The 19433-nt window shown below is 40.9% G+C and carries 12 protein-coding genes; 8 read left to right on the forward strand and 4 right to left on the reverse strand.

The window, feature by feature from the left end; all coding sequences use genetic code 11:
• Positions 1–873: 873 nt before the first annotated feature.
• Complete coding sequence (locus AAEY99_RS20505; protein WP_101086609.1) at positions 874–3018, forward strand: putative bifunctional diguanylate cyclase/phosphodiesterase; 2145 nt, start codon at positions 874–876, stop codon at positions 3016–3018.
• Between the two features lie 200 nt (positions 3019–3218).
• Here the strand turns inward: AAEY99_RS20505 and yidZ are convergent, their stop codons facing one another.
• Positions 3219–4193, reverse strand: coding sequence for an HTH-type transcriptional regulator YidZ (gene yidZ / locus AAEY99_RS20510; protein WP_351011824.1), 975 nt, complete (start codon positions 4191–4193; stop codon positions 3219–3221).
• Positions 4168–5418: an MFS transporter gene (locus AAEY99_RS20515; protein ID WP_351011825.1), complete on the reverse strand. Its 1251-nt coding sequence runs from the start codon at positions 5416–5418 to the stop codon at positions 4168–4170. The genes yidZ and AAEY99_RS20515 overlap by 26 nt, the downstream gene beginning before the upstream one ends.
• A 518-nt stretch (positions 5419–5936) precedes the next feature.
• Here AAEY99_RS20515 and AAEY99_RS20520 point away from each other — a divergent pair.
• On the forward strand, positions 5937–7568 hold the full coding sequence (locus tag AAEY99_RS20520; RefSeq protein WP_351011827.1) for a methyl-accepting chemotaxis protein: 1632 nt from the start codon (positions 5937–5939) through the stop codon (positions 7566–7568).
• A gap of 180 nt (positions 7569–7748) precedes the next feature.
• On the opposite strand, the gene AAEY99_RS20525 is transcribed toward AAEY99_RS20520, so the two are convergent.
• On the reverse strand, positions 7749–9215 hold the full coding sequence (locus tag AAEY99_RS20525; protein ID WP_162023519.1) for a DASS family sodium-coupled anion symporter: 1467 nt from the start codon (positions 9213–9215) through the stop codon (positions 7749–7751).
• 400 nt (positions 9216–9615) lie between these two features.
• Here AAEY99_RS20525 and AAEY99_RS20530 point away from each other — a divergent pair, with 400 nt between their 5' ends.
• The gene (locus tag AAEY99_RS20530; RefSeq protein WP_351011829.1) at positions 9616–10077 is read left to right on the forward strand and encodes a hypothetical protein; all 462 of its coding nucleotides are present in this window, start codon (positions 9616–9618) and stop codon (positions 10075–10077) included.
• 63 nt (positions 10078–10140) lie between these two features.
• Here AAEY99_RS20530 and AAEY99_RS20535 read toward each other — a convergent pair whose 3' ends face one another.
• Positions 10141–11052 (reverse strand): LysR substrate-binding domain-containing protein, encoded by a 912-nt coding sequence (locus AAEY99_RS20535; RefSeq protein ID WP_162023517.1) that lies wholly within the window; start codon positions 11050–11052, stop codon positions 10141–10143.
• Positions 11053–11158: 106 nt separating this feature from the next.
• On the opposite strand from AAEY99_RS20535, the gene AAEY99_RS20540 reads away from it, so the two are divergent.
• The 5 genes from AAEY99_RS20540 to ptsG all read left to right on the forward strand — a co-directional run bounded on the left by AAEY99_RS20540 (position 11159) and on the right by ptsG (position 19200).
• Positions 11159–11596 carry a CidA/LrgA family protein gene (locus AAEY99_RS20540; RefSeq protein WP_162023516.1) on the forward strand — a complete coding sequence of 146 codons (438 nt, stop codon included), beginning with the start codon at positions 11159–11161 and terminating at the stop codon, positions 11594–11596.
• Positions 11597–11620: 24 nt separating this feature from the next.
• Entirely contained in the window at positions 11621–12310 is a 690-nt protein-coding gene (locus AAEY99_RS20545) for an LrgB family protein (protein ID WP_101086616.1), read from the forward strand.
• A gap of 734 nt (positions 12311–13044) precedes the next feature.
• The gene (locus tag AAEY99_RS20550) at positions 13045–14340 is read left to right on the forward strand and encodes a carbohydrate porin (protein WP_351011832.1); all 1296 of its coding nucleotides are present in this window, start codon (positions 13045–13047) and stop codon (positions 14338–14340) included.
• A 479-nt stretch (positions 14341–14819) separates the two neighbouring features.
• On the forward strand, positions 14820–17411 hold the full coding sequence (gene ptsP, locus AAEY99_RS20555; protein WP_351011834.1) for a phosphoenolpyruvate--protein phosphotransferase: 2592 nt from the start codon (positions 14820–14822) through the stop codon (positions 17409–17411).
• 37 nt (positions 17412–17448) lie between these two features.
• Positions 17449–19200, forward strand: a complete 1752-nt coding sequence (ptsG, locus tag AAEY99_RS20560; protein WP_162023514.1) for a PTS glucose transporter subunit IIBC — start codon at positions 17449–17451, stop codon at positions 19198–19200.
• Positions 19201–19433 lie beyond the last annotated feature (233 nt).

The following is a 19433-nucleotide window of genomic DNA, read 5'->3' on the forward strand; positions in this document are numbered from 1 at the left end:
TCTGAACCCCGGGTTCCTCTTTATTAAAAGCAAGCTATCCCTCTTCTAGATTCAAGACCAAATGCCAAACCGACAAATATAAGGCCTTTTTATTTGGGTGAAAGATAGGGCTCTGAACCCCCGGGTTCCTCTTTATTAAAAGCAAGCTATCCCTCTTTTAGATTCAAGACCAAATGCCAAACCGACAAATATAAGGCTTATTTATTGGGGCTAAAGATAGGACTCTGAACCCCGGGTTCCTGTTTGTTAAAAGTAAGCTATCCATCCTCAATAACAGTTTTGAGTTTTATCTGCATTAACTGAATACTGTGAGCATTGATACCGAAAACGGCGACAAGGCACCACAAATTACCAGCGCAGGCTGTGCGTTTAAGTATCCCCTCCAAAAAACACAACACATCCTCATATTTGATTGCTATCAAGTTTCTCAGCTGTGCTGAATTCCGTAGGTGACCGATAGGTTACTAATTCAAAAATAGTTTTTTGATGTTTCGATTGAAGTTGATGAATTGAGTACATCGAGCAGAGCTGTCGCCAAAGCAATGGAAATGAGCTATGTTACTTGTTCAGAGGATGGGTGGCACAGTTTTTTTCTACCGTTTAGGTCTTGGATATAGTGTAAAAAATTGAAGCTCTAATCTCATTTTGTTTTTCGTTTTATTAATATTTTTTTCGCTCATTAACTAAGTGATTTGCTTTGATACTTAATCAAGCTTACCTTATATTAAAGAATATCTGTTCGTTAAAACTGTTTTAGTATTGAAGTTAAAAAACAGTAATAAGTAGACTTTTGTGATTGATTAAAAGGCAAAAAGTTCTTATTTACAAAAGCTGATTAATCCATAACTTTTTATCCCAAACAGTATAAAGGCCATGCACAAGAATACGATAAGCCAAGAGGTTAATGAGTTAGTTTTAGATGCGACTAATGTTGGCGTCTGGGATTGGCGTGTTGAAAATGATGGTCTTGTTTGTAATGAACGTTGGGCTGAGATTATAGGGTATACCTTATCGGAGTTAATGCCTGTTGATTACCAAACTTGGCTAGATGTATTGCACCCAGATGATTTGCCTAGGGCAATTAAAAATTATGATTACCATTGTCAAGGCCAAAGCGAACTTTGTGAGTTAGAAGTTCGTATGAAACACAAAAGCGGTCATTATGTTTGGGTATTGTCTACAGGCAAAGCTATTGCATGGGATGTTGAAGGCAAGCCGACACGAATGATTGGCATGCACCAAGAAATAACCTTTCGTAAGCGGCAGGAAGAACTACTTGCAACCACAACCGAGTTATTGAGAGAATCTCAAGAGATAGGCAAGCTAGGTGGCTGGCAACTCAACTTGCATAACGGTGACTTGATTTGGACAGATGAAACTTACCGAATTTATGAAACAACTCCGCAAGAATATATTCCTACCGTTGAAATGGGGGTAAGTTATTTATTACCCGATTCCAAAAAATTATTCCAAGAAGCGCTTGATGCTGCGATTCAACTTGGCGAAGAGTACGACTTAGAGCTTGAAACTTATACCACCAAAGGACGAAAGATTGACGTTAGAACGACTTGTCATATCACGTATGTCGATGGTGTTGCTGAAAAATTAAGTGGTATATTTCAAGACATTACCGACGAGAAAAATAATCAACGGAAACTTGAAAAAAGTAATCAGGTATTAAAAGAAGTAAATGAGAAGTTAAAGTTTGCAGCCAACTATGATCCACTAACACATTTGCCAAACAGAAATTTGTTAGCTGATCGAATGCAGCAAGCGCTTATCAAAGCGCAGCGTAATAGCAAACAAATAGCTATAGCCTTCCTAGACTTGGATGGCTTTAAAGAGGTAAATGATGCTTACGGTCATGATATAGGAGATGAGTTTCTTTGCCTTGTTGCAAATAGGTTTAAAACTGCAATACGAGAGGATGATACTCTTGCCAGGTTTGGTGGCGATGAGTTTGTTTTGATTCTTGATGATTTAGACTGTCATCATCAAGCAACAGAAATATTACAGCGAATACTTTCTTCAATTACAGAAATATTTATTATTGAAAATAAGCGCCTTTCTATAACGGTGAGTATTGGCGTGACATTTTTCCCACAGGATAATAGTTACCCAGACATACTTATTCGTCATGCTGATCAGGCTATGTATAGGGCTAAAGAGCAGGGAAAGAATTGCATTCATGAATTTGACTTTGAAAATGATGTAGCGATAAAACTCCAGTATCGAGAGTTAGAATACATAAGCAATGGATTTAATAACAATGAGTTTTTGTTATTCTACCAACCAAAAATTAATATGGAAACTAATGATATTATAGGTTTAGAGGCCCTTATTCGTTGGCAACATCCGACAGAAGGTCTTTTGTCACCCTTTCGCTTTTTGCCCTACATTGAAGAAGAGCCTCTAGCAATTGAGTTAGGTAAATGGGTAATTGACCAGGCAATAAAGCAGCATAATGAATGGCGACGCTTAGGAATAGTTATACCTATCAGTGTCAATGTCAGTCCATTACAACTTCAGCATGAAGATTTCATTAAACAATTAAATGAAATCTTATTTCTCAACACTAGTTTTCAAGCGGGTCAGCTTGAATTTGAAATTTTAGAATCCAGTATTATTAAAGATACTCAGCACATCGCTGAGGTTATTAGTCAATGTAAACAGTTAGGGATACGTTTTTCGTTAGATGATTTTGGTACGGGGTTTTCATCTTTAAGCTATTTGAGAAAGTTAAAGACTGATGTTATAAAAATAGATCAATCTTTTGTCATTGACATGTTAGATGATATGGATGATCAAGCCATTGTAAAAAGTGTCATTGAATTATCGAAGACCTTCGGTCGTTCTGTGATAGCAGAGGGGGTTGAAACCCAAGAGCATGGTCGGCAATTACTCAAAATGGGATGTCAATTAGCACAAGGTTTCGGTATAGCAAGGCCAATGCCAGCAAGCTCAATCCCTGAGTGGATTAATTTATGGAATACGTCTCCTCCTTGGATTTGTAAATGAGGGTTATGAGTTAGTCTTTAGTGTGTGTTGATCTTTGTGTGAAAATCATATGAAAGCTATTTTTCAACAACTGTAACCGTCATCTGCGCTTATAAAGTAGTAGGTTATCGATCTCATGTGTTCACCTAAAGTCATGTACGAGATAATAATATCACCTCTATTTAGGTGGCCAAAATAACTATGCCACTTGTATCTCTACACTAACGCAAGTGGGTATTATTAAGGTCTCGATATAAGGCTTTTATCGCATCTCTTAACCATTTTATTTTTGGATTTTGATTGTTTCGTTTATGCCAAATCATGGTGAAGGGAATCATCAATTTATCTTGTAATGCTTTATCTACCGGAATAGGTAAACACACTAAATCTGTGTGTTTATTACGACAGTAGTGCTGACAATATTGTGGTGCAGTGGTAATCATGTTGTGACCAGACTGAGCTGTCATAAACAAAGATTGTTCGAACGTGGCCATGGTTAATTCAATATTACGGCTTAAGCCCATTTCTATTAACACTTCATCTAATGCCCAGGTGTCTGACTTTTCCCATGTGATGTTAATTTGTGGGTATTTTACAAAAGTATCAATATTCCAATCTTCTTTTAAGGCTGGGTGATCTTTATGTAAATACACTAAGGGGAGGTCGGTAAATAATACTTCGTAATTGATAAAGTAGGGTAAAAGTTTAATCGATTCTTTTGATCTTGGGTGGCTCTCTCGGCCTGTAAAACCAATGTCGACTTCTCCTCGAATGATCGCCTCAATTGAGTCATAGTCCCAGTTATGAACTTTGACTTTAGCATCTGGATACTGCTGAAAAATTTGCTGTGTAAGTTGATTAAACATCGTCAGTAGTAATGGCGATTCCATCGCAAGATTAAAGCGCACACCATTAGGGATCTCATCGCCGCGTTTTGCGAGTATTTGACTGCTGACTTGTAACCAGTCAGCAAGCTCTTGTTCCATACTGATGGCGAGTGACGTTGGGCTAAATCCATGAGGTGTTTTTATAAACAAAGGGTCGTCAAACCATTCTCGTAACTTGCTGAGAGATTTGCTCACCGTTGACGGCGTCACGTTCAGTTTTTTTGCTGTTTTAGTGACGCTTAATTCTTGTAATAACAATTGCAGAGTGATCAGCAAGTTTAGATCAAGGCGTGCTAATGATTTCTTCATTGGAAATACTCGGCAGTGGTGAGGGAATGAATACTATTAAAACAGCGCTGATAACGCCACCCATTAACAATATTAATATCAGCATATTCAATGCACTTATACCAAGCAAGCCTAATAGCCAAATATACAAAGCTGAACTGCAAATTTGAGCCACTCCGAGCATAGAACTGGCGACACCCGCTCGATAACGATAGGGGCTAAGCGCTTGGCTCATTACCACACCAAACCCAATTGAAAATCCTGCACAGATAAGACTAAGACCAAATAGACTGATAAATTGGTTATCGGCACTGAGTTGAGTCTGCCCGAGGATGATTGCGGCAGACACAAACAATAATTGAGATACCAGCATCAAACTGCGTTGCTTGATATATGACAACGCCAATGGCATAGCAAATGAGGTGAGCATACTAACAAGTGCCGTTAATGCCATCGCAATTGAATACTCGCCGCGACTAAAGCCCATGATATTCATGATCAACATTGGCGATACATTTACAAACGTAAGAATTGCTGTAACGGCAATGGCACTAATGATTAGTCGGCTTAAAAAGAATCGTTGGTAAAAGGATTCTGTCGCAGTTGTGGGTTGAGTTGTTGATTGAGTGAGGGGGTGGGCTGTTAATGGATCTGTTGTTTCGACTGTTGTTACATTAGCTCGTGATGATTGGCGTGTAGTATTGGTTTCTTTTAAAACAAATACTGACATTAAACACACCATTCCGCCCATAGCCGCCATGGTGATGAACAGACTTGGCCATGGAAAGCTAAGCATGATCAAATGACCAATCACCGGGGCGATAACGGGCATTATGCAGGTTATCCCATTGACCATAGATAATATTTTTGCTCTGCGTTTATCGTCCAGCTTGTCACGTAAAATAGCAAACGCGACCACGTAACAACTGCCAGCGCCAATACCTTGAATAAAGCGGACGATTAAAAAAGATTGGCTGTTTTCTACTGTACTGGCCATGAACGAAGCTAATGTAAAAATAATAGCGCCAGTAATTGCTATGGGTCGTCTGCCGATAACGTCTGATAATTTACCGGCAAATACCATCGTTGTGGCCATACCCGCTAAATACACAGAAAAAGCGATATGGAGTTGTGACTCACTTGCACCTAAGTCTTTGGCGATTTGTGGTAAACCAACTAAATAAAGGTCAATTGCAGTGGGATAAAGCAGAACCAGCGCGAAGCTACACAGTATAAATCTAGTCATAAAACCCTCACTTAATGTTGCAAGGATAATAGATTGATAGCCTTGTCGGTGCGAGTTGCCTTTTTGACAACAGGTATTTCTATTTACGACATCGCATTGATTAATTTGAATCTACTCACGTTGATTACATCAGCAGAAATGTCTTGATAAAAATGAGCTGCAGAGCATCGCTAAGCGTATTGAGTTCGCAGACTTCAGAGCTTTATTCAATCGAGCTCGCGGTTTTTATACGTTCACTCTTTAGATTAGGCCGTAAAAAAGGTTTGCTGAAATTATTGAAACGATGCTCCGGTCTTTGTTCATCATGGAGTCAGAAAACTGTTGAGCATCAACTATACTATTACCATTAATGATTGAAGTTGATTTTTAGTTATCACCTTAAAAATCAAAGTGTCAATTGTCGAAAGCCGTTGTCTTTAGCGCTTGTTATTCATGTTTTTAATTTTACTGACTCAATTTTACGCTTCAAATTTTACCGAAAAGTACCAATACACTTAATTACACAAAAGGTCTTAACAATGAGAATAATAAGCCGTCTTTACTTTGGCTTTGCAAGTTTACTGGTCATTATGGTTGGTATAACCTTGTTTGGTTTACTCAAAATAAGTATCGCAGACAATAATTTAACCAAATTGTCAGAGCAGACAGCAGTTGAACAGCGCCAAGCGATTAATTTCAGAGGCAGTGTGCATGATCGAGCCATTTCAATTCGAGATGCCGTATTAGTCAATAATGCTTCACTGTCACAACAGCATCAAAATGATATTAATCGTCTTAAACAGTTTTATCTCACAGCTGCAAAAACACTTAATACTATGTATGCCAACGTGCAGCACAGCAATGAAGAGTTAAGCCTACTGCAAGCGATTAAAGACATTGAAGTGACCACGCTAGCGGCTACTGAAACCTTGTTACAGATGGTTAATTCGAGCCGTAATAATGCTGCGACAGAGAACCTATTAGTGGTAGTTTCACCTTTATATAGCGAATGGCTAAAAAGAATTAATAAGCTAATTGATTATCAAGAAGCGCAGATTCAACAACAAGTTTCAGCAGCGCGTGAGCAAACAACCAGTTTTCAGTCGGTGATGCTAGTTGTAACCGCCATTGCACTATTTATTGGGTGTATGGTGGCGTTAACTTCTGTTAAGCGCTTAAAAAATATTATTGGCGGCGAGCCGGAATATGCAGCCAGTGTGATCCAACAAATCGCTTCAGGTGATCTCACGGTAAAATTAACCGTTAATTCTTCTCAGAGTATATTAAGTGCAGTGCAGGATTTAACCGTTAACCTGACCGACATAACCCAAAATTCCATGTTGGCCGCAAATAAGTTACTTGCGGCGTCTAAAGATTTATACCAAACGGCAAAGCAAAACGAACACCTCATTAATAATCAAAAATTAGCGACCGATAATGGTGCTGCAGCGATCACCCAGATGTCGAGTACCGTTTCAGAAGTCGCAAACCATACCAGCGAAGCTGCGCTACTATCACAAACGGCCACAAATGAGTTTAATGCTGGTCAGATTGAAGTGACTAAAACACAGACTGATATTGATGCGTTAGCCGTTAAAGTAAGTGAAGCGGCACAGATCATTGATTTACTATCACAAGACAGTAAAGAAATTGGATCTGTGTTAGATGTGATTCAAGGTATTGCTGAACAAACTAATTTGTTGGCGTTAAATGCGGCCATTGAAGCTGCACGTGCAGGTGAACAAGGCCGAGGTTTTGCCGTTGTTGCTGATGAAGTGCGTAATCTTGCTCAGCGTACACAAGAATCAACAAGACAAATTCAAGCTGTAATTGAAAGCATGCGCGCCAGTTCTGTTAAAGCAGTGACTGTTATGAACGAAGGTCAAGAGCAAGCCAATAGTAGTGTTCAGCAAGCTAAAAACGCTGGAGAATCATTACAGGCTATCAATATATCGGTAATTAAAATAAGTGATATGAATATTCAAATTGCCACAGCCGCAGAGCAGCAGTCTGTGGTTGCTGCGGATATAAATCAAAACTTTATTCAAATTACTCATTCAGCATTATTGGCTCAGCAAGAAGCCGGTAAAATTACCGCGGCCAGTTATCAACTTGAAGAGCTTGCTAAAAGCTTAGAATTAAATGTAAAACAGTTTAAGACCGAAATATAGTTATTCGTTTTGTGAAAAGGTGACAGATTAACGCTGACAAATCACTCATGTTATTTGTCAGCGTTAATTTAATCAATTTTGAGTTTAGTTAACTTTTGGCTTTATCAATTTTAGGTTTAATCAACTTTTGGCTTTATCAATATGGCTTAAGCACAGGCTGATTTTATTTCTATCTCAACCTTACCAATAACCAAGTACTTTCCACCACAGTCCGCCGACAACACCCCAAATGGTTAAATTGACAACACTCATAATAATGCCCATTACCCACCAGTCTTCCATTGATACGTAACCGGAGCCAAAGATAATCGGTGAGGTGCCAGTGGCATAATGCGTGAGCGACATCATTAAAGATGATGCGCCTGCAAGGAGTAAACCTAGGTATAAAGGTGGGGCACCTAATGCGATGCCAGCGGCGAAGAATGCTGCAAACATGGCGGTAATGTGCGCAGTGGTGCTGGCAAAAAAGTAGTGTGCATAAAAGTAAACCACCACCAATATGATCACTGAAATCATCCAGCTGACACCAATTTGGGCGATATTGGTTTCAACCACACCAGAAAACCAATCGACTAATCCCAACTTATTTAAGAACGTTGCCATCATGACTAATGCTGAAAACCACACCACGGTATCCCAAGCGGCTTTTTCTTTAAGCACATCTTCCCAACTCAGTACCCCGCTAATTAACAAAATGGATAAGCCTAAAAATGCGACTGCAGTGGTATCAACCGCAAAATCCGCCCCTAATATCATGGCAGGTACTCCTGCCCATAAGATCAGTAATAGCGAGAACACACTCACCATGATTTTTTCAGCAAAAGTCATAGGGCCCATGTCAGCCAACTTTGACTTAGCGTAAGCTGTTGCGTCTGGCGTGCGCTTTATTTCTGGGGGGTAAACCGCATAGATAACCAGTGGCATTAGCGCAATACAAAGCAAACCTGGCAATAATGCTGCCAGTGCCCATGTGCCCCAAGTAATACTGATATCTGCACCTGTGGCATCAGCAATCAATTTGACTATTAATGGGTTAGGTGCAGTCGCGGTAATGAACATTGCCGAGGTAATGGGGTTGGTATGATAATTCACTAAGGCAAGATAATGGCCTATTTTGCGTGATGTTCCTTCTTCTGGAGACGAACCCAAACTCGCTGCAATTGACTTCATTATAGGGTGAATAATTCCGCCGCCTCGTGCCGTATTACTGGGTGTGACAGGTGCAATGACCAGCTCTGATAACGCTAACGCATAGCCAATACCAATGGTTTTTCGCCCAAACAAAGCAATAAAGTAATAGCCAATACGGTTCCCTAAACCTGTTTTAGCTAATCCGCGTGAGATGATAATCGCAATACCAATTAACCAAATCAGTGAGTTTGAAAATCCACTTAAGGCATCCTTAATGGCATCAGCTGGCTTGTCATTGGTTACGCCTGTTAATGCAACGAGTGTAATGGCTAATATGGCAATAGCCCCAATAGGCATCGCTTTACCAATAATTGCGACAATAGTACCAATAAACAAAGCCAATAAATGCCAGGCATTGGCCGACACACCTTCCGGTGAGGGGACGATGAACCAAAGAAATATAATTATCGCAATTGAAATCAGACCTGGAACAATTCGGATGTCGGTAGTTTTCATTGCAGTATCCTTAGGTTTGAGAATACACCTTTAGCAATGACAATAAATGTCGTTATCATTTGGTCAATTGTTAAAGCGGATCGGAGCAGTAACTTGATACTAAGTCTTTGTGATATTTAAATTTGTGAAGTTATTCTCATTGTTGATATGTGTCATATTTAGTTTTCTATTCAATCGTTTATTGACTCGCTGGCTGTGTTGATTGACGTGACTAATTGGCTAGAAAAACAATATATGATTACACCGATAATGCTATTTTTATCGAATTTGGCGATTGGAGGGCTTTTTAACCTCATTAACATTGGTATATACAAAACTGCTGGTTATTCATAATTTCTGCGTAGTTGCTACACATTTCATTGTTAAGCTTTATCTTATATTTACACCTATGAGATATGACATGAATTCTTCACCTTTAAGTTTGCTTACTCTTGCCATCACCTTAGCATTAACCTTGGGGTTAACTGGCTGTGGCGGTTCTGAAGACAGCACCGATGTAACAGATGCAACCAGTTCAACCGATACTTCAACAGATACCGGCACCGATACGGGAACAGAAGATTTAGGCAGTGGCATTTTACATACTGCGTACTATGAGTTTGATGATAACAACGTCAATGTGGTGCTCAGTGGCACGAACGTTGTTATTGAAACCAATGGTATGCCTAACCATACATCGCCTTATTGGTCTGCTAGTAATGAGCTGCATGTTGAACCTACTGTTACTTCTTACGCACAAATGGCCCCCGGCTACATTGATGACTTTGTGGGGACCTATACGTTAACGGTAGATAACAGCCCATCTAAAGCAACATCAACCTCTGCTACCGGCTTAGGTGCAATTGTATCTAAATTATTTTGACTCTTCGGTTGATAAAATCTTGGCTAGTTGCTTTCGATAAACATTATGCGTAACGCTGCTGCTTTACTCGTTTTTAGGTTTATTTTCTAGCTGACTTAAATGCTGCTTAATAAGCTTTATCATTGCTTGAGCCGCAAATGATAGATGTTTCTGTTTACGCCAAAACAATGATAACTCCCAGCGTAAATCTTCACTGGCTAAGGGGACATTCACAACCGCTTCGACCCGGTATCGTTCAGCAATAATTTTTGGCAGTATCATTACTCCAGAGCCTGCCGCGACTAGTGCAATGCCAAAATCAGCATGACTGACTCGAGTGATATTTTGGGGTTTAAATCCCGCTTTGGCACAAGCTTCAAGCACTAGCTCATATAAGGCGTATTCTGGCTCAAACATCACTTGGGCCAATTGATCAAGCTCACTTAACTGTAACGTTTCTTTACTCGCAAGTTTATGGCCTGCGGGTAATACAACCACCATTGACTCATTGCGAATACGAATACCACAAAACTCATCATCGAAATCAATAATCCCTGTCGCAAGTTCTATTTCATCTTTGTGTAAGGCTGCCGTTTGCTCTATACCGCCGCGCACCAATAATTGCAGCTCAATACTCGGATATTGTTGTCTAAATTGAGCTATCACAGGGGCAAATAACTCTGCACTGCCTAATGGAGCTAGCCCTAATTTTAGTGAACCACCACTTAAATTACGTAAACAATCCAGTTCAGCCATCATCAGTTGACGGGCTTCCATTAACTTTGAGGCATGGCGATAAACTACTTTCCCTGCTTCAGTTAGCCTGATTTGCGAGCCACGCTTTCCGCGTTCTAGCAATATCATATCAAGCTCTTCTTCCAGTAAGCGTATTGCTTTTGAGAGGGCAGGTTGAGTCACAAATGCTGTGTGACATGCTTTAGCGAAACCGCCAGCATTAACAACCTCTATGAAATAGTGCAGTGTTTTAAGATCCATTAACATAACCAGAAGTGATGTAGTCAATCATTAATATTCATTTTTTTTATCAATTAAGCAAGGGTAAACTCCGCATATCAACTACATAACCATTGTGTGAAATCAAATGTTATCTCTACTGAATACTCATCGCACCTATTTAAAGTGTAAAACAACCTTAGTCATCCAAGTGGGTGGTCTATGTTTTTTTGCATGGTTATGCCAGTGGGCAGCTCTCTGTGTTCATTCGATTATTCCAGGAAGTGTTATAGGGTTAGGTGTTCTATTCATCTTATTGTCTTGCCATTGGGTGCCTGAAAAAATTGTCAACCAAGGTTCAGCATGGTTAATCGGTGACTTGCTATTATTTTTCATTCCTCCTGTTGTCGCTATTACCAAATATCAGTCAATACTCGAAAGCTATGGTGCAGAGTTGATTGTATGTATGTTATTGGCGAGTACGAGTGTGTTATTGGGTACGGCGTTTATTGTCGATAAGCTATTTAAATTTGAACGTCAGCAACGTTTAAACAGCATTACATCTCAGCGCTTACGTGCTGTTTAAAATTGAATATAATGGGGTGTAACAATGAATAGTTCGTTATTAGGTGTATTGTGTTTATTACTCACGTTGGTCGGTTATTATTTTAGTAAGCGCTTGTATTTACGTCAGCAACGCATTTGGTTTGCCCCCATTATTTTAGCCCCTACTATTATTTTGTTGACTGTAGTGATATTTCAAATTCCATTGGTCGATTATTTTCAATTTACCCATTGGCTACCCGCGTTATTAGCGCCTGCGACTATTGCATTTGCAGTGCCAATTTATAGAGAAAGGGCTCTGATTAAACGTTATCCGTTAACCATAAGTGTTGGCGTATTAGTGGGGTTATGTTTAGGCGTTGGTTCATCATGGTTGATTCTCCATTTCACTCATATGCCGGCAGAACTATCTAAAAGCCTCATTGTAAGATCGGTTTCAACTCCCTTTGCTATCGAAGCTACAAGCGCATTTGGTGGCGTCCCTGAATTAACCGCAATGTTAGTGTTAGTGACAGGTATTATGGGAATGCTCATTTGCGATCCTCTTTTTAAAGCTGCCAACATAAAAAGCAGCTTGGCACGAGGTATATCATTAGGCGCGTCAGCCCATGGCGCAGGAGCCGCTAAAGCGAATCAAATTGGCCGAGAAGAAGGCGTCGTCGCAAGTTTAACCATGATTTTTACTGGCATAGCCATGGTGATAACCGCGCCTTTATTTGCGTTACTGTTTAATTAATCTCATATTTGTTTCGACAAATCGTTACGCGATAAAGACTTTCCCTTCGATTGAAATATAGAGTTCTTGCTCACTCGTCACCGCGCTGGAATGCAATTTTATGTACATTATGGCGCAATGTTGATGTTATTAGCATCTTCAAAATCGAATCAAATCGATAGATAAACCTACTCGGATTGATGCTTTCATCACCTATGTTGGTGAGTTAACTGCCCAGGTTAATCAGTCAATCAATATCGTCCGCAATAAGAGCAATAAAACCCACATATTTGGCATGATGATATGGCCTCAGATGTAAGGTTGCGCTTTATTCTTTGTAAGTGGTACTCATAACCGCAAACTCTCCATCACTCCATCACTCCATCTCACATCGGCCTGTATAGCCTCACTGGCACCTGTAACTCCTTCCAAGTGAGTTTTTCTGCCAACGTATCCGTTGGCAATCCTGTTCATCTATGCGCTCCCACTAGAATCTATATTGCGTTAGAAACATTGTTTGTTATGCAAACTAAAAGCCAACTAAATTCAAGAGTGTCTGAAAGAACCGTGGCAATTTTCAACATGAGATCACGCGCTCATAATCAACACATTCAGATTGGTATGTAAATTAATTACTGTATTCTCGTTTTGTAATTACTATTTTTTTTAAACAAAATAACGATTTTGCTACATCAAATAGTGCATTTATTTCTGACGATGCATTGCGCTTTCCAATTGACTAAAAGAAGTATTCAATGAAAAGTATAAATTCTCTCATAACAGCCTCAGTACTGTTACTTATTTGCAGTAGTTCAGTACAAGCCGAAAATTTCTCCGCGGATAACTATTTGTTCGGTGATATTGGTGGTATCCGAAGCCAGATGCATAATGCCGGTATCGACGTTAGCTTAGGTTATACCTTCGAAACCGGAGGCAACTTAACAGGTGGCCAACATCATGCCACTAGTTATGCAGATCAAACCGTTCTTGGTGTTAACTTCGACCTCGAAAAATTATTAGACTTGTCCGATGCCAACTTCCATTTGTCACTGACCAATAGGGGTGGGCAGAGCCAGAATATTAATGATAAAGCTGAAATCGGCCAGTTAATGCAATCTATAGAAGTGTTTGGCCGCGGCAGAGTGACCCGTATTTCTGAGTTTTATTATGAGCAAAAGCTGCTTAGTGACGACCTCAATATTAAGTTAGGCCGTATGAATGTTGGCGCTGAATTTGGTGCTTTCCAATGTGAATTTGCCTATCTTGGATTCTGTGGATCCCAATTCGGTAATGTTAATTCCACGGTTTACAACTGGCCTATAAGCCAATGGGCGGGTGTCGTCAAGTATCAGCTAGCGCCAGAATGGTATGTAAAGACCGGGGTTTACCAAATGAACCCAAGCTGGCTTAAAAACAGTCAAAATCTTAATTTGGGCAGTCCTCATGGCACTTTGGGAGTGACGATTCCTGTAGAACTTGCTTGGATGCCCAACCTCAATGACTTACCAGGTACTTATAAACTGGGTTATTGGCATGATACCGTTGGCGGTGAAGATCTTTACTACAATCAAGATGGTAATCCCTTGATTATTGATGGTGGCAAAGCACGTCAACATGACAGTAAAGATGGCGCTTATTTTGTCGCAGAGCAACAGGTTACTGCTGTAGATGGTGATTCTGTCCGCGGTCTTAGTGTGTTCCTTATGGGGACGTTGAACGATCAAGATATCACTACTGTGGATAAATCATTGGCATTAGGGGTGAATTATCAAGGTCCATTTGCTGCTCGTCCGACAGATAAATGGGGCTTAGCCGCTAAATACCTACATGTGAACGATAGCATAGCTGATAGCGCTCAGCTTTATAATGACAATCACGCACTTTATATGCCTATCCAGGAAACAGAGACGGTCATTGCTAGCTATTACAAATTTCAAGTGACTAAGTATTCTGCTATTCGTCCTGAAATTCAGTACATACATAATCCAGGTGGTATCAGTGAGAATAATGATGCTTGGGTTGTCACTCTCAAAGGTGATATTGCATTTTAACTAAAGCTGAAATAACTATGCCACTACACTAATATAAGTAACCGTTATTGTAGATGTTTTAGATTCGATTATAGATGAATAAACGCAAGGCTAAATACAGAGGTAACGTTTTCAATCTGCGCTGGGGATTGCTAACGTTTTGGGATACTGGTAACAATTAAGTAATTTTGTTACCAATATCATATCTCGGAGATCTGGTTGGGACATCACATCTTACCTTTGGTAAATTAGTGCCAGATCACTAAGGTATTTACTGCGATTATCCGTGATATTTACCTAAAGAATATCGTCGTCCCTACACATTAAGGAGTGGCAATCGTTGGTCTCCTTAAAAATGTTCATTTAGTTGTGCTAATAGTCAGATTGATAAGGGAGTAGTGAGTAATCATGTAAGCAGCAGCTTTTCATTTTTACTATTTTCACTGCAAAAAATAAAAAACATTAATATTATGCAGTTAAGTGTTTAATTCGGAGTTCCAATGAATAAAAAATCTTCAACCACAATTCAGTTGCTGGCCCCTTTTACGGGGGTGTGCTGTCCACTGAGTCAGGTTCCTGATGCCGCATTTTCCCAAAAGATGGTGGGTGATGGATTAGCGATAGACCCTACAGAAAACATTCTTCACGCCCCATGTGACGCCACCGTTACTCAAATACATCCTTCTAAGCATGCCGTGACTTTATTAACGGCGACTGGCATCGAAATTCTGCTTCATATAGGTGTCGATACCGTTAAATTGAAAGGCGAAGGATTTAAGGCATTAGTGAAAGTGGGTGATGCTGTAAAAGCTAAAACGCCACTGATTGAGCTGGATTTAGATAAAGTGGGTTGCGGTGTAAAAAGTTTGCGTACCGTCATACTGCTCACGGATATGACCAGAATTATTACATTAACACCAACGACTGAACAATTTGTCAACGCGGGCGATCTGTTATTTAGTGCAGAGGTATCAGCGGCAGTTCGTGCTGTAACAAAGTCAGATGACATGGTCAGTTCTGCGCCAATAGTGGTTATTAATCCAACCGGTATTCATGCTCGGCCTGCTGCTGCCATTGTCACTGCGATTAAAGCATTTGACTGTGACGTGATGATTGATAAAGCAGGCAAGCAAGCAAATGCTCGAAGTGTGGTTGGTCTTATGGGGTTAGACATCGCTTTTGGTGAGCAGATTGTTATTCTCGCTAAAGGTAAAGATCAGCAAGCGGCAATAGCAGCATTATCTGAGGCGATAAGCACTGGTTTAGGTGAAGAGGGCGCCGATGCTTCACTTGTGACTAAGAACGTTAAAAGCGACTTCGATCCTTTTTCCGAACCATCACTACTACTACAAACGAGCCAAGATCCACGTCAGCTGATTGGTGTGGAGGCATCTCCCGGTCAAGTTAAAGGGCGTTTATACGTGATTAAAGCTGAAGTGCCTAAGTTTGACACTTTTGCCGACGATGCACAGATTGAACAGCAAACTTTAGACGATGCAATGAAGGTGGCTAATCAAACCTTAGTCGAACTGGTTGAAGAGCTGCATAACAAGGATATGGGGCAAAAAGCCGATATTTTTGTGGCCCACCAAGAGCTAATGTCAGATCCTGATTTGTACGATGACTGTATTATTGAATTACAGCAAGGTAAGTCGGCCCCTTATGCCTGGAGTAAGAGTATTTGTCGCCAAGCGGACAAACTTGCTGGAATGGAAAACCCATTACTCGCAGGACGTGCCACAGACCTTATCGACGTTGGCAATCGGGTTTCACGCATTATGGCGGGATTGTCTCAGGATACTATTCCGGCTGAACTCCCCGAAAATACTATTTTAGTCGCTAAAGATTTAACCCCTTCAGATACTGCCAAACTAAACCCCGCATTCGTTAAAGGCATTTGCACCACTTTAGGAGGGGCATCAAGCCACAGTGCTATTTTAGCTAGAGCAATGGGTATTGCTGCTATGGCTGGTGTTGAAGCTAAGATCATGACCTTGCACGGTACTGAGGTGTTACTCGATACAGCAAAAGGTTATCTATTATTGTCGCCAACTGAAGCTGAAATGGCACAACTTGATGTGATTAAAAATGCCGCTGAGCAGCAGAAAACCTTGGCTTTCGCGCACAAAGATGAGACAGCCGTTACCTTAGATGGAGTGCGATTTGAAATTGCCGGCAATATCGCTAAAGTCAGTGATGCCCAAAAATTAGTTGAAATGGGAGGCGAAGCGGTTGGTTTATTGCGTTCTGAATTCCTTTATCAAGACCAATCAGTTGCACCTTCAGAGGATGATCAGGAACAAGTCTATCGTGCGGTATTGCAAACGTTAGGACAGCGTCCTTTAGTTGTACGTACGTTAGATGTAGGAGGAGATAAGCCGTTAGCCTATTTACCTTTGCCTAAAGAAGACAATCCATTCCTCGGTGAGCGTGGTATCCGTGTCGGTTTAGATAAGCCCGCTGTATTACGACAACAAGTTCGTGCGCTATTAAAAGCGGCTGAGGCGGGCAACTTACGCATTATGTTCCCGATGGTAGCGTCTTTGTTTGAGCTTAAGTTAGCCAAACAAGTTGTAAAAGAAGAAGCCGAAAAATTGGCTATCGATATTAGTGGGATCCAAATTGGCATCATGATTGAAGTGCCATCGGCAGCCGTAATGGCAGATGTGTTGGCTGAACATGTCGACTTTTTCTCTATTGGTACTAATGATTTGACTCAATATACCTTAGCGATTGATCGTGGACACCCTAAGTTAGCCGCCATTGCTGATGGATTGCATCCTGCAGTATTACGCCTGATCGATATGACGGTTAAGGCCGCGCATGCCAAAGGTAAATGGGCTGGCATTTGTGGTGGATTGGCCGGCGAAAAAGATGCTGTGCCTATTTTGGTCGGCTTAGGTATTGATGAACTGTCTGTGAGTGTGCCTTCAATTCCAGAAGTGAAGCATCAAGTGCGTCATTTAAATCAGCAAGCGTGTCAGCTTATAGCTGCTAAAGCGATGAGCTGTGCAGATGCCAAAGATGTTCGAGCATTAATGCGAGATCCTAATACGTTACTTGCCGTTAAAGGCGATATTGAAAAACGTTGATCACTTGGTAATCTATTAAAATTTCTAAGGTTGTATTATGACATCTAAAACAATAACAGCAGCTAAACCGAAGAAGGCTATGATGAGTGGCGCATTTTCGGTTTTACAAAAAGTGGGCAAATCGGTCATGTTGCCGGTTTCCGTATTACCCGTGGCGGGTATCTTATTAGGCGTTGGGAGCGCAGGTTTTAGTGTGCTCCCCGATATCGTCAATGTGTTAATGGTACAAGCGGGCGAAGCCATTTTTAGCAATATGGGATTGCTATTCGCGATAGGTATCGCGTTAGGATTTGCTAAAAATGATGGTGTGGCTGCTATGGCGGCCTTAGTGGGATATGCCATCATGGTTAAAACCATCGGCGTACTTGAACCTGGTACTGATGTGGGCGTGTTTGGCGGTATGATTGCCGGTGCTATTGCTGCAGCGACCTTTAACCGTTTCTTTAAAATTCAATTACCTTCATATCTTGGATTCTTCTCAGGTAAACGAAGTGTGCCTATTATTACTGGTTTTGGAGCGATCTTTGCGGGAGTTATCTTATCGTTCATTTGGCCTCCGATAGGCAATGCTATTGCTGCATTTTCCCATTGGGCGGCATATCAAAATCCAACATTAGCTTTTGGTATTTATGGTGTGGTTGAGCGTTCGTTAATTCCAGCCGGTTTACACCATGTATGGAACGTACCTTTCTTCTTCGAAGCGGGCAATTGTGTTGACAGTTTAGGTAAACCTGCAACTGGCGTACTGACGTGTTATTTGCAAGCAGACGATGCGAGTCGAGCTGCTGGTAATGGCTTCGGTCAACTTGCGGGAGGTTATTTGTTTAAAATGTTTGGTTTACCTGCTGCTGCAATGGCGATTTGGCATACTGCGCGCCCAGAAAATCGTGTCATGGTCGGTAGTATCATGATTTCGGCAGCGTTAACCGCATTTTTAACCGGAATTACTGAACCCATTGAGTTTGCATTCTTATTTGCCGCACCATTACTTTATGTAGTACATGCGTTAATGGCTGGTCTTGCTTATGTGCTAGTAAATATGTTTGGTGTTGTTCATGGAACCTCTTTCTCACACGGTTTGATCGACTTTCTTGTTCTTTCAGGTCATTCGCAAAAAATCTGGTTGCTGGTGGTGTTAGGTCTCATTTATGCGGCGCTGTATTACGTGGTGTTTAGATTCTTAATTTTGAAGTTCGACTTGAAAACGCCAGGCCGAATGGATGTCGAATTAGAGCTAGTCTCATCAGAAGGGACAGAAAGAGCGCGTAACTTTATCGAAGCCTTCGGCGGACCAGAGAACCTAGTCAATGTGGATTCTTGTATTACCCGCTTACGGATGGATGTGCGCGATACAAGTAAAGTGGATCAAGCTAGATTGAAGCAGTTAGGCGCCAGTGGCGTGTTGATTTCGGGAAGTGCGGTACAAGCTATTGTGGGGACTATCGCCGAAGTGTCACGTACCGAAATTGATGAAATGCTCGCGTCAGGTGGCTATCTTGCTGCGACTCCCACGCCTGTAATAGCAACAGCAACGGTTAACATTTCAGCAAAGGATCGCGAGCAAGCTCAAGCCATCCTGCCACTATTGGGTGACGTGAGTTCATGTCGTGCTATTGCTGATAATCGTTTACGCTTAGAAGTGAAAGATGCCAGTCTATTAGACAGTACCGCCCTTCAAGCCCATGGCATTGAAGCTGTGTTGGTTTTAAATCCGAACTTGGTTCATTTAATTTTTAGTATGAATACAACAGGACTAGCCAGCGTGTTAAATGAGACTTTTGCCGACTGAAGCTGTTAAGGAGAGGTGATGCAGTCAGATGTATGAGTATTAAAATATGATGACAGTATTGACCACATGTTGAATAGCCAACAATTGAATTTGAAAAGGCTTTTTAGGAAAGTGTTCGATTAGCGTAGAACAGAAAAAACCTCATCAGAAATGATGCAATGCCGATCGTTTAAGGGCACTTGACCGATCTTGCAGATGAAAGATAATCCCTACCAGTATTCTGGTGGGGATTT

The organism is Shewanella sp. S1-58-MNA-CIBAN-0166 (assembly GCF_040310085.1).
Lineage (GTDB): Bacteria > Pseudomonadota > Gammaproteobacteria > Enterobacterales > Shewanellaceae > Shewanella.